Genomic DNA, 15,310 nt, shown 5'->3' with positions numbered 1-15,310 from the left:
AATGCGCAGCGACATTCGTCGCAGGCCTTCCACGGTCGCGTGCCGGCGCTCGTGCAGAATGCGCGCTCTGCTCGACCGCCGCCGTCCCGGCGCTGCCTGTCCGACGATGAAGTTCCCGTTGCGCCGTTTCCGTTCCCCCTGGCTGCTGCTGCTCGTGCTGGCATGCAGCCTGCTGGGTCGGCCGCTGCACGAGGCCTGGCACGTCGCGCATCCGTTCGGCGAAACCGCCGGCATCGCAGCGGCCGGGCGCATCGATGCGTCGCCGGTCGTCGGCGGTGCCGCAGCTGCGACGGCCGCTGCTGCCGCGACAGCGGACGATCCGGTGTCCGGTCAGGAGGACGCCCCGGGCGCGAAATCGGACAGCTGCGCGTGGTGCCTGTTCCACGCGCAAGCCGTCGCGCCTGGCGGCACGCCGCAGGCACTGCTGGCCCACGCCGAGGCGAGCCCGCCGCCAGCGGCCTTGCCTTGCGGACGGGTCTGCTCCCGCGACTGGACCGTCGCGAAGCCGAGAGGCCCGCCGGCCGCCTGAACCGCCCGTGCGCGCCAGGCGCGCTTTCGCTCATCCGGTTCACCACGCACGGGCGGCGTCGACGCGTCGTCACGCCCGCCCGGCGGCCATTCCTCGCTTTGTCATGTCCTTTTCTTCCGTCCTGCGCGCCGACGGCGCGCGCCTGTCTTCGTCCTTCCCGCTGCAATCCCTCCTCATCCTGGAACTGGCGCTGACCGCGTCCAGCCTCCGGGCACAGGACGCGCCCACAACGCCCGCACTCCCCACACCGCCCTCCATGCCGACGGCCGATGCCGCCCTCGACGCGGTCACCGTGGACGGCGCCCGCCAGCCGTATCGCACGCTCGTCGTCACCGGCGCGATGAAGACCGACACGCCGGCGCGCGACCTGCCGCAGAGCGTGCGCGTGCTGTCCGGCGCCTTGCTGGCCGACGCCGGCGTCACCCGCCTCGACCAAGCGCTGGACCTGGCCAGCGGCATCGCCCGCCAGAGCAACCTCGGCGGCCTGTGGGACAGCTACGCGATGCGCGGCTTCACCGGCGATCCGAACTTCGGCTCGGACTACATGGTCAATGGCTTCACCTCCAGCCGCGGCTACAACGGCTTGCGCGACACGGTGAACACCGCGTCGGTGGAGGTCCTCAAGGGGCCGGCCTCGGCGCTGTACGGCCGGGGCGAGCCGGGTGGCACGGTCAACATCACGACGAAGAAACCCTCATTCACGCCCGCCTATGCGCTGCAGTTCTCCGCCGGCGGCCACGACCTGTGGCGCGCCAGCGCCGAGGCGACCGGCCCGCTCGGCGAGCGCGTGGCCTACCGGCTCGGCGTCGCGCGGGAGGGCAGCGCCAGCGACCGCGACCACGTCGAGGCGCGTCGGACGGCGATCTCGCCGTCCTTCCTGTGGATGGCCGGCAACGACACGACGGTCAGCTACGAGCTCGAGGTCGCGCGGCAGAAGGCGACCTTCGATCGTGGCGTCGTCGCGATCGGCGGCCAGTTGGGCCGGGTCCCGCGCCATGCGTTCTACGGCGAGCCGGACGACGGCCCGATCGCGACCGAGAGCGTCGGCCACCAGCTCTTCGTCCAGCACCAGTTCAACGACGACTGGTCGCTGCAGACCGGCCTGAGCTATCGCGAGAGCTCGCTGGCGGGCATCGCGACCGAAGCCCGCTTCGTCCAGCCGGACCAGCGCACGCTGGTGCGCCAGCGCCGCGCGCGGGACTTCTCGGCGAACGACCTGTCGGGCCGCTTCGAGGTGCTCGGCACGGTGCGGGCCGCGGGCCTGCGGCACCACCTGCTGGCCGGCGTGGATGCCTACCGCTTCGTCGACCGGCGCCAGCAGCAGCGCGTGGCCACCTCCACGCCGATCGACCTCTTCGAGCCCGTGTACGGCGCCACGCCGCCGCCGATGGCGCTCAGCGCCTGGACCCGCGAGGCGCAGAAGGCGCATGCCGTCTACGCGCAGGACCAGATCGACCTCGGCGAGCGCTGGAAGCTGTTGCTCGGCCTGCGCCATGACCGCTACGACCAGACGGTGCTCAACCGCCGCAGCGGCATCGCGACCGACCAGTCGCTGGGCGCGACCTCGCCGCGCGCCGGCGTGGTCTACCAGCCCAGCGGGACGGTCTCGCTGTACGCGACCGCGTCGCGGAGCTTCCGCCCCAACAGCGGCGTGAGCCGTGACTACGCGTCGTTCCCGGCGGAGCAGGGGCGCTCGCGGGAGGTCGGTGCGAAGTACGACGCCGCCGGCGGCCTGTCCGCCACGCTGGCGCTGTACCGCATCGAGAAGAACAATGTGCTGACGCCGGACCCGCTCGCGCCCAACGAGTTCTCGATCGCCGCCGGCGAGGTGCGCAGCCAGGGCGTCGAACTCGACGTCGGCGGCGAGCTGGCGCGCGACCTGCGCCTGTCCTTCGCTTATGCGTTCACCGACGCCCGGGTGACCGAGGACAACAACGCCTTCCTCGTCGGCCGCCAGCTCGCGAACGTGCCCCGGCACAGCGCGAGCCTGCTATTGGTGCAGGGCTTCGCGATCGGCGGGCAGCGCGCGACGGCCGGCATCGGCCTGAACGTCGCCGGCCGGCGCGAGGGCGCGGTCGCGCCGCTGGCCGCCGCCGACGACTTCGACCTGCCGGGCTACGCGACGGTGAAGCTGCTGGGCAGCTACCGCGTCGACCGGCACTGGCTGCTGTCCGTGGACGTCGACAACCTGTTCGACCGGACCTGGTATGCCAGTTCGTACAGCCAGGTCTGGGTCGCGCCGGGGCAGGGGCGGCGGGTGGTCGCCACGGTCCGCTACGGCTTCTGAGGCGGGCGTTGATGACCACGTTGACCCCGATGGCCGCGGTGGCCCCGATGACCTCGATGACTCCCGCATCCGCGCCGCGCCTGGTGCGCATCGCCTCGATCGACGCGCTGCGCGGCCTGGTGATGATCGTGATGCTGCTGGATCACGTCCGCGAGACCTTCTACCTGCACCTGCAGGTGAGCGACCCCATGGCGGCGCCGGGCACGCCGCCGGAGCTCTTCTTCTCGCGCCTGGCGGCGCACCTGTGCGCGCCGGTATTCGTGTTCCTGACCGGGCTGTCGGCCTGGCTCTACGCGAACCCCGATGGCGCACCGCGCCGCGACGTGCGCGCCTTCCTGCTCAAGCGCGGGCTGCTGCTGGTCGGCCTGGAACTCACGCTGGTGACCTTCGCCTGGAGCGGGCATTTCCGGGTGATCTATCTCCAGGTGATCTGGGCGATCGGCTTCAGCATGCTGGCGCTGGCCCTGCTGTCGCCGCTGCCGCGCTGGCTGCTGGTGGCGATCGGCCTGGTCATCGTCGGCGGACACAACGCGCTGGCCGGCGTCGTGGTGCCGCCCGACAGTCCGTGGCACCCGCCGTGGACGCTGATGCTGCATCGCGACTGGCTGGTCCCGGAAGGGCTCGTGCGGGTGCGGGTGAGCTACCCGGCGCTGCCGTGGGTGGGCGTGATCCTGCTCGGCTACGCGATGGGGCCGCTGTTCGCGCGGGCGGTGGACGGAGGCCGGAGACGCTGCGCGCTGCTGGCGATCTCGGCGGCCTGCCTGTCGCTGCTGGCCGTGCTGCGCGGTTTCAACCTCTACGGCGAGAACGCCCCGTGGGTCCGCGGCGCTTCGGCGCTGGAGACGGCGATGTCGTGGCTCAACTTCACGAAGTACCCGCCGTCGCTGGACTTCCTGCTGCTGACTCTGGGGATCGGACTGGCGCTGCTGGCCGTGCTCGAACGCGCGCGCGGCGCCTTCACGCGGGTGTGCGCGGTCTTCGGCGGCGCGCCGATGTTCTATTACCTGCTCCACCTGTACCTGCTGCTGATCGGGTACCGCGTGGCGCTGGCGCTGCTCGGTCCCAACCAGGGCACGCGGCTGGGCGTCGACGAGGGCTGGTTCGCGCTGATCTGGCTGATCTGGCTGGCGCTGATCCCGCTGCTGTACCCGCCGGTGAAGGCCTTCGCGGCCTACAAGCGACGCACCCGCCGGGCCTGGGTGAAGTACTTCTGAGGCGCCGGCGCGCCCCTATGATCGGCGCCCATATGGCAGAGACCGAGCGCTTCCCCCGTCCCCGTCGTCGCAAGGGCAGTGGTGCCGTCACGCTGCGCGACGTCGCGCAACTGGCGGGCGTGGCCCCGATCACCGCGTCCCGCGCGCTCAACACGCCGTCCCAGGTCTCGCCCGAGGTGCTGGGACGCGTCACCGAGGCGGTCCGCCAGACCGGCTACGTGCCCAACCTGCTCGCGGGCGCGCTGTCGTCGATGAAGAGCCGCATGGTCGGCGTCGCGGTCCCCACGATCGCCGGCCCGGTTTTCCTCGACACCGTGCAGAGCCTGACCGAGGCGCTGTTCGAGGCCGGCTACCAGGTGCTGCTCGGCCAGACCGGCTACGACAACGCCCGCGAGGACGCCTGGCTGGACGCGATGATCGGCCGCCGGCCCGATGGCCTGGTGCTCACCGGCACCAGCCATTCGGAGCAGGCGCGCACGCGGCTGCGCGCCGCCGGCGTGCCAGTGGTCGAGACCTGGGACCAGAGCGACGATCCGATCGACATGCTGGTGGGCTTCTCCCATGTGGAGGTCGGCCGCAAGGTGGCCACCTACCTGCACGAGCGCGGCTACCGCCGGCTGGCCGGCGTGGCCGGCAGCGACGAACGCGCGATGCGCCGTTTCCGCGCCTTCCAGGAGCAGGCGAGGGCGCTGGGCGTGGCCCACGTGCCGGTCGCCACCGTCGCCACGCCGACCACGCTGGGCAGCGGTCGCCGCGGCCTGGCGGAACTGCTGGCGCATCCCGACGGCATCGACGCGGTGTTCTGCAGCTCCGATTCGCTGGCGCTGGGCGTGCTCATCGAGGCGCAGGCCCGCGGGCTGCGCGTGCCGCAGGACCTGGCCATCGTCGGCTTCGGCGACCTCGCGCTGGCCCGGGACCTCGAACCCGCGCTGACCACGGTGCGCATCGATGGTTTCGCCATCGGGCGGCAGGCGGCGCGATTCATCCTCGATCGCGCCGATGGCCCGGTCGAGCGCCGCGCGATCGACATCGGCTTCGAGCTGGTCCAGCGCGCCAGCGGCTGATCCGCGGGCGCCCGCGCAGGCGTCCGACCCGGTGAAATCCCTCATGAACGCGACCTTGACGTTCGTGACGGTACCGATACCATCGTCGCCATCAAGAAGATGGTATCGGTACCAATCCGAGGTCGGCGAGGCCCGTGCCGTCATGGATGGAGACAAGCGAGATGACTCTGGTGAAGCGCAGCCGCGTGCGGCTCCTGGGCGCCGCGGCGGCGATGGCGCTCGGTGCGACGATCACGATGACCCCGGCGCTCGCCGCCGACGCCACGAACTGGCCGACGCAACCGGTCAAGCTGATCGTGCCGTTCGCGCCCGGCGGCACCTCCGACGTGCTGGCGCGGGAGATCGCCGCGCGGCTGCAGGTGGCGCTCAAGCAGACGGTCGTCGTGGACAACAAGGCCGGCGCGGGCGGCGTGCTGGGCGCGGACAGCGTGGCCAAGGCGGCGCCTGACGGCTACACCGTGCTGCTGGGCACGATCGCCACGCATGCGATCAACCCGGCGCTGATGCCCAAGATGCCCTACAAGGCCGATCGCGACTTCGCGCCGGTGATCCTGCTGGGCAAGATCTCCAACGTGCTGCTGATCGGCCCGGGCGCGCAGGCTCGGACGGTCAAGGACATCGTCGCCGCCGCCAAGGCCAAGCCGGGCGACATCACCTTCGCCTCGGCGGGGCAGGGCACCTCGCAGCACTTGTCGGGTGAGGTGTTCCGCCTGATGACGGGCGCCGACCTGACGCATGTTCCCTACAAGGGGAGTGCGCCGGCGATCCAGGACGTCATGGGCGGCCAGGTGCCGATGAGCTTCGAGACCGTGACCGTGGCGCTGCCGCAGATCAAGGCGGGCAAGGTCAAGGCGGTGGCGGTGACCTCGGCCAAGCGCAGCGCGCAGCTGCCCGACGTGCCGACGCTGGCCGAGTCCGGCGTGCCCGGCTTCGACGTGTCGAGCTGGCAGGCGTTGTACCTGCCGGCGGGCACGCCGCCGGCGATCGTCGCCAAGCTCAATGCCGAGGTGCAGAAGATCGTCGCTCAGCCCGAGGTGAAGGCCAAGATGGAATCGCTCGGCCTGGAGTACGCGCCCAACACGCCGGCCCAGTTCACCGAGTTCCAGAAGGCCGAGCAGGCCCGGTGGGCCAAGGTGATCAAGGACGGCAACGTCAAGCCCGACTGATCGTCAAGCGCCCCCTCGTCGGGCCGATGCGCCCCCCGCACAGCAAGGGAAAGCACCCGGCGGGGTGCTCGCCGGGCCCCTCCTAGAATGGGCCGCAGACCCTCAGAGGAGACAGCATGGCGACGGCCCGACGCGGCAAGACGGCAACCGGCGGCGAGGACCCCACGCAACCCAAGGGGCCGCGGGTGCTGAAGAAGTACCCCAACCGGCGGCTCTACGACACCCAGACCAGCAGCTACATCACCTTGGCGGACGTCAAGAAGATGGTGCTCGAGGGCGAGGTCTTCGAGGTCCGCGACGCCAAGTCGGGCGAGGAGCTGACGCGCTCCATCCTGCTGCAGATCATCCTGGAGGAGGAGATGGGCGGGATGCCGATGTTCTCGACGCCGCTGCTGGCGCAGATCATCCGCTTCTACGGCCATGCGATGCAGGGGCTGATGGGCGCCTACCTCGAGAAGAACCTGCAGGCCTTCGGCGAGATGCAGGCGCGCTTTGCCGAGCAGAGCAAGGGCGCGGGCTTCGACCCGCAGCTGTGGTCGCAGTTCATGAGCGGCCAGGCGCCGATGATGCAGGGCCTGATGGGCAACTACCTGGAACAGTCCAAGAACCTGTTCCTGCAGATGCAGGAGCAGTTCCAGAGCGCCGGCAACATCTTCCCCGGCATGCCGGGCTTCCCCCCGCAGTCCCCCAAGAAGTAGGGCACGACCGGCGGCGGTCGCGGCGGGCACGGCGGCGCTACAGCCCGTGCCGCCGATGCCAGTCGGCCAGCGATTCGTCGGGGAAATGGTCGAAGCGCGGGTCGCCCGGCCGGCCCTCGACCTCCACCCAGGCGGCCTTCGAGTCGAGCAGGCCATGCACGTTCTCCGGCGGCGCGGGCAGCGGCGTGTCGATGGCGCTGGCATGCGGGTGGATCAGGTCGGGCCAGTTGTCGTCGTACATCCAGAGCGCGGTGCCGCAGCGGCCGCAGAAGTGGCGCTGGCCGGAGCTTTCCTTGCCGTCGATCACCGCGCGGTAGACCCGCAGCTCGCGCTTGCCCTTGATGAGCTTGAAGGTCCGGTGGTCGGCGCCGATGTTGATCGCGTAGCCGCCGGTGCCGGCGGTCTTGCGGCAGATCGAGCAATAGCAGCGCAGGTAGGGGCAGGGCTCGGTCGATTCGACCGAGAAGCGGACGCGGCCGCAGTGACAGGAGCCTTCGAGGTGCATGGTGGATCTCCGGGGCGGGATCGGGAGTCGCGGCAAGTCGCGTGCCCCGGCGAGGGCGCGGTGCGCGCAGAGGAAATCACGGCTGCCGGCGGCGGCCATGCCCAGCAAGAGGGCCGCTCGCTTACAATGCCGCCCCAGCTCCCAGCCAGGCCTTCCGGCGGAATTCAAATGGAATCAACGACTTACGACCTCTCCGCCGACAAGAAGGCTGCCGCTCCGAAGATCGGCTTCGTTTCCCTGGGCTGCCCCAAGGCGCTCACCGATTCCGAACTGATCCTCACGCAGCTGCGCGCGGAGGGCTACGAGACCTCCAAGACCTTCGCCGGCGCTGACCTCGTCATCGTCAATACCTGCGGCTTCATCGACGATGCCGTGAAGGAGTCGCTGGACACCATCGGCGAGGCGCTGGCCGAGAACGGCAAGGTCATCGTCACCGGCTGCCTCGGCGCCAAGGCCGGCGCGAGCTCCGACAACATGGTCCGCGAGGTGCATCCCAGCGTCCTCGCCGTCACCGGCCCGCATGCGACGCAGGAAGTGATGGACGCCGTCCACACCCACGTCCCCAAGCCGCACGACCCCTTCATCGACCTCGTCCCCGAGGCCCGCGGCGTGGCCGGCATCAAGCTCACGCCCAGGCACTACGCCTACCTGAAGATCTCCGAGGGCTGCAACCACCGCTGCAGCTTCTGCATCATCCCGAGCATGCGCGGCGACCTGGTCTCGCGTCCCATCGGCGACGTGCTCGCCGAGGCCAAGGCGCTGTTCGAGTCCGGCGTCAAGGAACTGCTGGTCATCAGCCAGGACACCAGCGCCTACGGCGTCGACATCAAGTACCGCACCGGCTTCTGGGACGGCAAGCCGGTCAAGACCCGCATGTTCGACCTCGTCGCCCAGCTCGGCGAGATCGCCAAGCCCTACGGCGCCTGGGTGCGCCTGCACTACGTCTATCCGTACCCGCACGTCGACGAGGTGCTGCCGATGATGGCCGAGGGCCTCATCCTCCCGTATCTCGACGTCCCGTTCCAGCACGCGCATCCGGATGTGCTCAAGCGCATGAAGCGCCCGGCCAACGGCGAGAAGAACCTCGAGCGCATCCAGCGCTGGCGCGAGATCTGCCCCGAACTGGTGATCCGTTCCACCTTCATCGCCGGTTTCCCCGGCGAGACCGAAGCCGAGTTCCAGTACCTGCTGGACTTCATGCGCGAAGCGCAGATCGACCGCGCCGGCTGCTTCGCCTACTCGCCGATCGAGGGCGCGCCGGCCAACGCGCTGGAAGGCGCGCTGCCCGACGAAGTCCGCGAGGAGCGCCGCGCCCGCTTCATGGCGGTGGCCGAGGAGGTGTCCATCACCAAGCTGCAGCGCCGCATCGGCGCGACGATGCAGGTGCTGGTGGACTCGGCGCCGGCGCTGGGCCGCAAGGGCGGCGTCGGCCGCTCGTATGCCGATGCGCCCGAGATCGATGGCACCGTCCGCCTGCTGCCGCCGGAGAAGGCCAGCAAGCAGCTCCGCGTGGGCGAATTCACCCGCGCCCGCATCGTCGGCGCCGAGGGGCACGACCTGATCGCGCTGCCGATCTGATCGGCGACGCGCCTGCCGGGCCCGCGCATCGCGGGCGCCTCCGCCGCTCACCCGCCACGCCGGCCTCGTGCCGGCGTTTTCATTGCTGGCGCACGGGGCGTCGCGGCTGCCGCAGAATGGCCGTCCCGTTCCCAGCGCCAGGAGACTTCGTGAGCAAACGCGGCCCGTCCACCGAGCAGATCCACCACCCGTTCCGCGCGCCCGACGGCTGGGACGCCGTCGCGGTGCCCGTGGCCAAGGCCTCGACGGTGCTCTTCAAGGACACCACCGAACTGCACCGGCCGCGCGCGCAGGACGGCATCAGCTACCGCTACGGCCTGCCGGGCACGCCCACCACCTACACGCTGGCCGCGCGCATCGCGACGCTGGAGCACGCGCAGCATTGCGTGCTGACGCCCAGCGGCCTGGCCGCGATCACGCTGACCAGCCTGGCCTTCCTCCAGCCCGGCGACGAGGTGCTGGTGCCGGACAACGTCTATGGTCAGAACCGGCACATCACCACCGGCTTGCTGACGCGGCTCGGCATCACGCACCGCTTCTACGATCCGCTGGACGTGCCGGCGTTCGAGGCGATGCTGTCACCCCGCACGAAGCTGGTGTGGCTGGAGGCCGCTGGGTCGATCACGCTGGAGTTCCCCGATCTCATCGGCCTGTTGAGCGCCAGCCGTGCCCGCGGCGTGCTGACCGCGCTCGACAACACCTGGGGCGCGGGGCTTGCCTTCAATGCGTTCGAGGTGGCGCCCGACCTGGCGCCGGGCCTCGGCGCCGACCTCAGCATGCAGGCGCTGACCAAGTTCCCGTCCGGCGGCGCGGACCTGCTGATGGGCGCCGTCTGCACGCGGGACGCGGCGCTGCATCGGCAACTGGTGGCGATGCACGAGTACCTCGGCCATGGCGTCGGGCAGAACGATGTCGAGGCGGTGCTGCGCGGCCTGCCGAGCGTCGTGCTGCGCTACCGCGCGCAGGACGCCGCGACTCGCGACCTGGCCCGGTGGATGGCTGCGCGGCCGGAGATCGCGCGCGTGCTGCATCCGGCGCTGCCTGATTCGCCGGGTCATGCGCACTGGCGACAGGTGAGCCCCGATGCGGCGGGCTGCCTGTTCTCGGCGGTGTTCCGGCCGGACTACGACGCACGGCGCGTCGACGCCTTCGTCGACGCGCTGCGCTGCTTCGGGATCGGTTATTCCTGGGCCGGGCCGATGAGCCTGGCGGTGCCCTACGACCTGAGCCGGAGCCGCTCGCTCGGGCTGCCGTGGACGGCGCAGGAGGGCGGCACGCTGGTGCGTTTCGCCATCGGGCTGGAGGACGTGGAGGACCTGCGCGCCGACCTGGCGCAGGCGTTCGAGGTGCTGAAGGGTTGAGCGGCTGAAGGGCAGAGCGGCCGAGCCGCCGAAGAAGCGACGGACCCGGGACGACGGAGCGGCCAGGGCCGCGGCCGCTCAGTCCTTGGCCGGGCCCGACACCTTGTGGCGCATCAGGCGGCCCTTCTCGCGCTCCCAGTCGCGCTTCTTCTCGGTCTCGCGCTTGTCGTGCTGGGCCTTGCCCTTGGCCAGCGCGATCTGCGCCTTCACGCGGCCGTTCTTGTAGTGCAGGTCCAGCGGAATCAGCGTGAAGCCGCGCTGCTCGACCTTGCCGATCAGCCGGCGGATGTCGGCCCGGCTCATCAGCAGTTTCTTGGTCCGGTCGGCTTGCGGATGCACATGGGTGGATGCGGTGCGCAGCGGATTGATGCGGCAGCCGATCAGGAAAAGCTCGCCCTCGCGGATGAGGACGTAGCCGTCCGGCAACTGGACCTGGCCGGCGCGGATCGCCTTGACTTCCCAGCCTTCCAGGACGATGCCGGCCTCGTACTGCTCCTCGATGTGGTACTCGAATCGGGCGCGGCGGTTTTCTGCGATGGACATAGGCGGGGGTGTTCTTCTCGTGCGGCGCACGGCGGGCGTGACAGCCGGATGGCGGCCAGATGGGGGCGATCGGGCCGCCTACAATCCCGCCATTCTAAGAACCGCCATGAAGCACGTCCGGAAGACAGTCCTCCTTTGGTACTCGCCGCGCGAGATGTACGAGCTGGTGACCCAGGTCGAGCGCTATCCGGAGTTCCTGCCGTGGTGCTCGGCGGCCGACATCCTCGAGCGTGACGACCACGGCATGACCGCCCGGCTGTCGCTGCACTATGCCGGCCTGCGGCACGCCTTCACCACCCGCAACACGCACGAGACCGACCAGCGCGTGCGCATGGAACTGGTCGACGGGCCGTTCTCCAAACTCGACGGCGACTGGCGCTTCCTGCCGCTGAACCGCCCCGGCACGCCGCCGGGCAGCGAGCCCAAGGCCTGCAAGGTCGAGTTCGAACTGCGCTACGCGTTCTCGAGCTTCGCGCTCGAGGCGGTCGTCAGCCCGGTGTTCGATCGCATCGCCAACACCTTCGTCGACAGCTTCGTGAAGCGCGCCGAGCAGGTCCATGGACCCCGCTGAACTGTCGGTCGACCTCTTCTGGAGTCCCGTTCGCGGGGAGCTCCGAGAACAGCAGCTTCGCCTGCCCGCGGGCAGCACGCTACGGGATGCCTTGCTGGGCAGCCGGTGGTTCGAGCCGGACCGGATCGAGGCGTTGACGGCCGGCATCTGGGGCCGGACCGTGCCGCTGGACACGCCGCTGCGCGAGCGCGACCGCATCGAGGTCTACCGCCCGCTGACCGTTGACCCGAAGGAGGCGCGCCGTCAGCGCTATCAAGCGGCGGGCAGCCGCATCGTGACGCGGCATCGACCGCTGGGCCGCAAGGCCTGACGGAGCGCGGGGAAGCGCCAAGGAGTGCCAAGGAGCGTCGGGAGGCGCGCAGCAAAAAAGGCCGCGTGAGCGGCCTTTCGTCTTACCGGCGGTCACCGGACTTACGTCCGGCTTGCCGCCCGGTGTTGTTTCCCGGACGCGTTCCGGGCCTTACTTGCAGTTCGCGGTGATCACCGTCTGCATCTGGCGGATCTCGTCCTGGCGCATCTGCTCGGTCATCGGCTGCGATTCGCCACCGGCCGTGCCGGAGCGCAGGCGCACGCCGGACTCGAGCATGCGCTGGCGGTTCTGCGCCTGGCGGCAGTTCTCGGCCATCGCCTCGGTGCGGGCCTTGTCCTCCTGCGCCTTGCGCTCACGCTCGACCTTCTCGCGTGAAGACGGCTCGCTGGCGGCCCGGCCCGGCGCGGAGGCTCCGGAGGCCGCCGCCGAAGCCGGCACGCCCGGCGCCGGGGCCACGCGCACGGCATTGGTGGGGCGCTGCAGGATGTCCTTCTCGGCCACGCTCGGCGGCGGCGGACGGTCGCTGTATTGCGTGCGGCCATCGGCATCGCGCCACTTCCATTGGGCGTGCGCGATCGAGGTCAGCGCCATCAGCGCCAGCGCGCACATCACGCCCAGCGGGCGTCGCGGGAGTCGGGGATTCATCATGGGCGTGGAGTGTACTGCCGGGCTTCTCTATAATGCGCCTTTGCGTCTGGAGCTTCCCTCATGCGCCTACTCGGAAAAGCGCTCACCTTCGACGATGTGTTGCTGGTGCCGGCGTTCTCCCAGGTGTTGCCGCGCGACACCAGTCTGGCCACGCAGTTCACGCGTGGCATCCGCCTGAATCTTCCCCTCGTGTCCGCCGCGATGGACACCGTGACCGAAGCGCGACTGGCGATCGCCATCGCCCAGGAAGGCGGCATCGGCATCGTCCACAAGAACCTGACCCCGCAGCAGCAGGCGGCCGAAGTGGCCCGCGTCAAGCGCTACGAGTCCGGCGTGCTCCGCGACCCCATCACGATCACCCCCCAGACCACCGTCCGCCAGGTCAAGCAGCTCAGCGAGCAGCACGGCATCTCCGGTTTCCCGGTGCTGGAGGGCAAGAAGGTCGTCGGCATCGTCACCGGCCGCGACCTGCGCTTCGAGACCCGCATGGACGCCCCGGTCAGCGAGATCATGACCCCGGCCGAACGCCTGATCACCGTCCGGGAGGGCGCCTCGCTCAACGACGGCAAGGCGCTGATGCACAAGCACAAGCTGGAGCGGGTGCTGGTCATCAACGACAGCTTCGAGCTGCGCGGCCTGATGACCGTCAAGGACATCACCAAGCAGACCAACTTCCCCAATGCCGCCCGTGACGACCACGGCAAGCTGCGCGTCGGTGCCGCCGTCGGCGTGGGCGAGGGCACCGAGGAGCGCGTCGAACTGCTGGTGAAGGCCGGCGTCGACGCGATCGTCGTCGATACCGCGCACGGCCACAGCAGCGGCGTGATCGAGCGCGTGCGCTGGGTCAAGAAGAACTACCCGCAGGTGCAGGTCATCGGCGGCAACATCGCCACCGGCGCCGCGGCGCTGGCGCTGGTGGAAGCCGGCGCGGACGCGGTCAAGGTCGGCATCGGCCCGGGCTCGATCTGCACCACCCGCATCGTGGCGGGCGTCGGCGTGCCGCAGATCGCGGCGATCGACTTCGTCGCCACCGCGCTCAAGGGCACCGGCGTGCCGCTGATCGCGGACGGCGGCATCCGCTACTCGGGCGACATCGCCAAGGCCATCGCCGCCGGCGCGAGCACGGTAATGATGGGCGGCATGTTCGCCGGCACCGAGGAGGCCCCGGGCGAAGTGATCCTGTATCAAGGCCGCAGCTACAAGAGCTACCGCGGCATGGGCTCGATCGGCGCGATGAAGGCCGGCTCGGCGGACCGCTACTTCCAGGAAAACGACGAGACGACCAACCCCAACGCGGACAAGCTGGTGCCGGAAGGCATCGAAGGCCGCGTCCCGTACAAGGGGTCGATGGTCGCGATCGTGCACCAGATGGGCGGCGGGCTGCGGGCCTCGATGGGCTACTGCGGCTGCGCCAGCATCGCCGACATGCACGAGAAGGCCGAGTTCGTCGAGATCACCTCGGCGGGCATCCGTGAGAGCCACGTCCACGACGTGCAGATCACCAAGGAAGCGCCCAACTACCGTCTGGAGTGACGCCCTTGTCCGACCCGGCGCAGCGCGACGGCCCCGACGCCGTCGCGGCCTCGACCACGCATGGCGGCCGCAAGGCCGCCATGTCGTTCATCCTGATCGCGGTGCTGATCGACATGGTGTCGATCGGCCTGATCATCCCGGTGCTGCCGCCGCTGGTCGGAACCTTCACCCAGAACGAGACCCAGCACGCGCTCGCCCAACTGGCGGTGGCCTTCGCCTTCGGTCTCGCGAATTTCTTCGGTTCGCCCATCCTGGGCGGGCTCTCCGACCGCTTCGGCCGCCGCAAGGTGATGCTGGTCGGCTTCAGCGGGCTGGCGCTGAGCTTCTTCGTCACGGCCATGGCGCAGGCGCTGTGGATGCTGGTCGTGGTGCGGCTGTTCTCCGGCGCGATGCAGGCCAATGCGGCCGTCGCCAACGCCTACGTGGCCGACATCACCCCGCCCGCCGATCGCGCCAAGCGCTTCGGGATGCTAGGCGCGGCCTTCGGCATGGGCTTCATCCTGGGGCCGGTGATGGGCGGCCTGCTCGGCGCGATCGATCTGCACCTGCCGTTCTACGTCGCGGGCACGCTGGCGCTGATGAACTGGTTGTATGGCTTCTTCGTGCTGCCGGAATCGCTGGCGCCGGAGCACCGCCGGTCCTTCGACTGGCGCAAGGCCAACCCGTTCGCCGCGCTCGGCCGGCTGCGCAAGCTGCACGGGGTCGGGCCGCTGATCTACGTCATCGCCTGCTCGGGCCTGGCGCAACTGGTGATCCAGACCAGCTGGGTGCTCTACAACCAGCACAAATTCGGCTGGGGCCCGAAGGAGAACGGCCTGTCGCTGTTCGTCGTCGGCCTGGTGGCGGTGCTGGTCCAGGGCGTGCTGCTGCAGCCACTGCTGAGATGGCTGGGGCCGCGCCGGCTGGTGCTGATCGGCCTGATGACCTCGATCGCGACCAACCTGATCTGGGGCCTCTCGACCGAGGCGTGGATGATGGTCGCTGCGATCTTCCTGAACGTCTGCGGCGTGGCCGCCGGGCCGGCGATGCAGGGGGTGATCTCCAATGCCGCCGACGCGCGCACGCAGGGCGAGACCATGGGCGCGGTGGCCGCGATCAACAGCCTGATGGCGGTGATCTCGCCGATCGCCGGCCTGGGCCTGATGGCGCTGGTGGCCGAGCTGCCCAAGACCGACTGGCGCATCGGCGCCCCGTTCTACCTGTGCGCGCTGCTGCAACTGGCCTCGCTGGCCTTCGCCTGGCGCCACTTCACCGCGGAGCCGCCGGCGCAGGCCGCCGCGGCCAAGGCATGAGTGCCGCCGCT

15 protein-coding genes are annotated in these 15,310 nt (G+C 70.2%); 12 read left to right on the top strand and 3 right to left on the bottom strand.

Going from position 1 to position 15,310, the window contains the following annotated elements; all coding sequences use genetic code 11:
* Positions 1-58 precede the first annotated feature (58 nt).
* The 6 genes from FHT38_RS14925 (at position 59) to phaR (ending at position 6,958) form a co-directional block, all read left to right on the top strand.
* A complete protein-coding gene (locus FHT38_RS14925) occupies positions 59-529 on the top strand; it encodes a hypothetical protein (protein ID WP_183492222.1) in 471 nt (156 codons plus the stop codon).
* A gap of 103 nt (positions 530-632) precedes the next feature.
* Positions 633-2,816: a TonB-dependent siderophore receptor gene (locus FHT38_RS14920; RefSeq protein WP_255488696.1), complete on the top strand. Its 2,184-nt coding sequence runs from the start codon at positions 633-635 to the stop codon at positions 2,814-2,816.
* 11 nt (positions 2,817-2,827) lie between these two features.
* A complete protein-coding gene (locus FHT38_RS14915; protein ID WP_404935715.1) occupies positions 2,828-4,030 on the top strand; it encodes a DUF1624 domain-containing protein in 1,203 nt (400 codons plus the stop codon).
* Positions 4,031-4,062: 32 nt separating this feature from the next.
* Positions 4,063-5,094, top strand: coding sequence for a LacI family DNA-binding transcriptional regulator (locus FHT38_RS14910; protein ID WP_183480793.1), 1,032 nt, complete (start codon positions 4,063-4,065; stop codon positions 5,092-5,094).
* Positions 5,095-5,255: 161 nt separating this feature from the next.
* Positions 5,256-6,260, top strand: a complete 1,005-nt coding sequence (locus FHT38_RS14905) for a tripartite tricarboxylate transporter substrate binding protein (protein ID WP_255488695.1) — start codon at positions 5,256-5,258, stop codon at positions 6,258-6,260.
* Between the two features lie 116 nt (positions 6,261-6,376).
* On the top strand, positions 6,377-6,958 hold the full coding sequence (gene phaR / locus FHT38_RS14900; protein ID WP_183492220.1) for a polyhydroxyalkanoate synthesis repressor PhaR: 582 nt from the start codon (positions 6,377-6,379) through the stop codon (positions 6,956-6,958).
* Between the two features lie 37 nt (positions 6,959-6,995).
* On the opposite strand, the gene FHT38_RS14895 is transcribed toward phaR, so the two are convergent.
* The gene (locus FHT38_RS14895) at positions 6,996-7,463 is read right to left on the bottom strand and encodes a GFA family protein (RefSeq protein ID WP_183492219.1); all 468 of its coding nucleotides are present in this window, start codon (positions 7,461-7,463) and stop codon (positions 6,996-6,998) included.
* Between the two features lie 168 nt (positions 7,464-7,631).
* Between FHT38_RS14895 and rimO the strand changes: the two genes are divergently transcribed.
* Both rimO and FHT38_RS14885 read left to right on the top strand, forming a co-directional pair.
* Positions 7,632-9,041 carry a 30S ribosomal protein S12 methylthiotransferase RimO gene (rimO, locus tag FHT38_RS14890; protein ID WP_183492218.1) on the top strand — a complete coding sequence of 470 codons (1,410 nt, stop codon included), beginning with the start codon at positions 7,632-7,634 and terminating at the stop codon, positions 9,039-9,041.
* A 149-nt stretch (positions 9,042-9,190) separates the two neighbouring features.
* Positions 9,191-10,402 carry a PLP-dependent transferase gene (locus tag FHT38_RS14885; RefSeq protein ID WP_310737383.1) on the top strand — a complete coding sequence of 404 codons (1,212 nt, stop codon included), beginning with the start codon at positions 9,191-9,193 and terminating at the stop codon, positions 10,400-10,402.
* A 78-nt stretch (positions 10,403-10,480) separates the two neighbouring features.
* On the opposite strand, the gene smpB is transcribed toward FHT38_RS14885, so the two are convergent.
* Complete coding sequence (gene smpB, locus FHT38_RS14880) at positions 10,481-10,945, bottom strand: SsrA-binding protein SmpB (protein WP_091732110.1); 465 nt, start codon at positions 10,943-10,945, stop codon at positions 10,481-10,483.
* Between the two features lie 106 nt (positions 10,946-11,051).
* Between smpB and FHT38_RS14875 the strand changes: the two genes are divergently transcribed.
* Positions 11,052-11,516 (top strand): type II toxin-antitoxin system RatA family toxin, encoded by a 465-nt coding sequence (locus tag FHT38_RS14875; RefSeq protein WP_091732114.1) that lies wholly within the window; start codon positions 11,052-11,054, stop codon positions 11,514-11,516.
* Positions 11,503-11,826: an RnfH family protein gene (locus tag FHT38_RS14870; protein ID WP_147240092.1), complete on the top strand. Its 324-nt coding sequence runs from the start codon at positions 11,503-11,505 to the stop codon at positions 11,824-11,826. The genes FHT38_RS14875 and FHT38_RS14870 overlap by 14 nt, the downstream gene beginning before the upstream one ends.
* A 150-nt stretch (positions 11,827-11,976) precedes the next feature.
* Here FHT38_RS14870 and FHT38_RS14865 read toward each other — a convergent pair whose 3' ends face one another.
* A complete protein-coding gene (locus FHT38_RS14865; RefSeq protein ID WP_175538448.1) occupies positions 11,977-12,471 on the bottom strand; it encodes a DUF4124 domain-containing protein in 495 nt (164 codons plus the stop codon).
* Positions 12,472-12,534: 63 nt separating this feature from the next.
* On the opposite strand from FHT38_RS14865, the gene guaB reads away from it, so the two are divergent.
* Both guaB and FHT38_RS14855 read left to right on the top strand, forming a co-directional pair.
* On the top strand, positions 12,535-14,007 hold the full coding sequence (guaB, locus tag FHT38_RS14860; protein ID WP_091732127.1) for an IMP dehydrogenase: 1,473 nt from the start codon (positions 12,535-12,537) through the stop codon (positions 14,005-14,007).
* On the top strand, positions 14,004-15,299 hold the full coding sequence (locus FHT38_RS14855) for an MFS transporter (protein ID WP_404935714.1): 1,296 nt from the start codon (positions 14,004-14,006) through the stop codon (positions 15,297-15,299). The genes guaB and FHT38_RS14855 overlap by 4 nt, the downstream gene beginning before the upstream one ends.
* Positions 15,300-15,310 lie beyond the last annotated feature (11 nt).

Source organism: Mitsuaria sp. BK041 (assembly GCF_014193085.1).
GTDB lineage: Bacteria > Pseudomonadota > Gammaproteobacteria > Burkholderiales > Burkholderiaceae_C > Roseateles.
Note: the sequence above shows the minus strand (reverse complement) of the source record. Positions and strands in the feature narration are given on the sequence as shown.

What these genes read in the sequence shown, in the direction of transcription:
- FHT38_RS14925 (WP_183492222.1), top strand. Translation starts at nt 59, where the DNA reads ATGCGCGCTCTGCTCGACCGCCGCCGTCCCGGCGCTGCCTGTCCGACG.
- FHT38_RS14920 (WP_255488696.1), top strand. Translation starts at nt 633, where the DNA reads ATGTCCTTTTCTTCCGTCCTGCGCGCCGACGGCGCGCGCCTGTCTTCG.
- FHT38_RS14915 (WP_404935715.1), top strand. Translation starts at nt 2,828, where the DNA reads ATGACCACGTTGACCCCGATGGCCGCGGTGGCCCCGATGACCTCGATG.
- FHT38_RS14910 (WP_183480793.1), top strand. Translation starts at nt 4,063, where the DNA reads ATGGCAGAGACCGAGCGCTTCCCCCGTCCCCGTCGTCGCAAGGGCAGT.
- FHT38_RS14905 (WP_255488695.1), top strand. Translation starts at nt 5,256, where the DNA reads ATGACTCTGGTGAAGCGCAGCCGCGTGCGGCTCCTGGGCGCCGCGGCG.
- phaR (WP_183492220.1), top strand. Translation starts at nt 6,377, where the DNA reads ATGGCGACGGCCCGACGCGGCAAGACGGCAACCGGCGGCGAGGACCCC.
- FHT38_RS14895 (WP_183492219.1), bottom strand. Translation starts at nt 7,463, where the DNA reads ATGCACCTCGAAGGCTCCTGTCACTGCGGCCGCGTCCGCTTCTCGGTC.
- rimO (WP_183492218.1), top strand. Translation starts at nt 7,632, where the DNA reads ATGGAATCAACGACTTACGACCTCTCCGCCGACAAGAAGGCTGCCGCT.
- smpB (WP_091732110.1), bottom strand. Translation starts at nt 10,945, where the DNA reads ATGTCCATCGCAGAAAACCGCCGCGCCCGATTCGAGTACCACATCGAG.
- FHT38_RS14875 (WP_091732114.1), top strand. Translation starts at nt 11,052, where the DNA reads ATGAAGCACGTCCGGAAGACAGTCCTCCTTTGGTACTCGCCGCGCGAG.
- FHT38_RS14870 (WP_147240092.1), top strand. Translation starts at nt 11,503, where the DNA reads ATGGACCCCGCTGAACTGTCGGTCGACCTCTTCTGGAGTCCCGTTCGC.
- FHT38_RS14865 (WP_175538448.1), bottom strand. Translation starts at nt 12,471, where the DNA reads ATGAATCCCCGACTCCCGCGACGCCCGCTGGGCGTGATGTGCGCGCTG.
- guaB (WP_091732127.1), top strand. Translation starts at nt 12,535, where the DNA reads ATGCGCCTACTCGGAAAAGCGCTCACCTTCGACGATGTGTTGCTGGTG.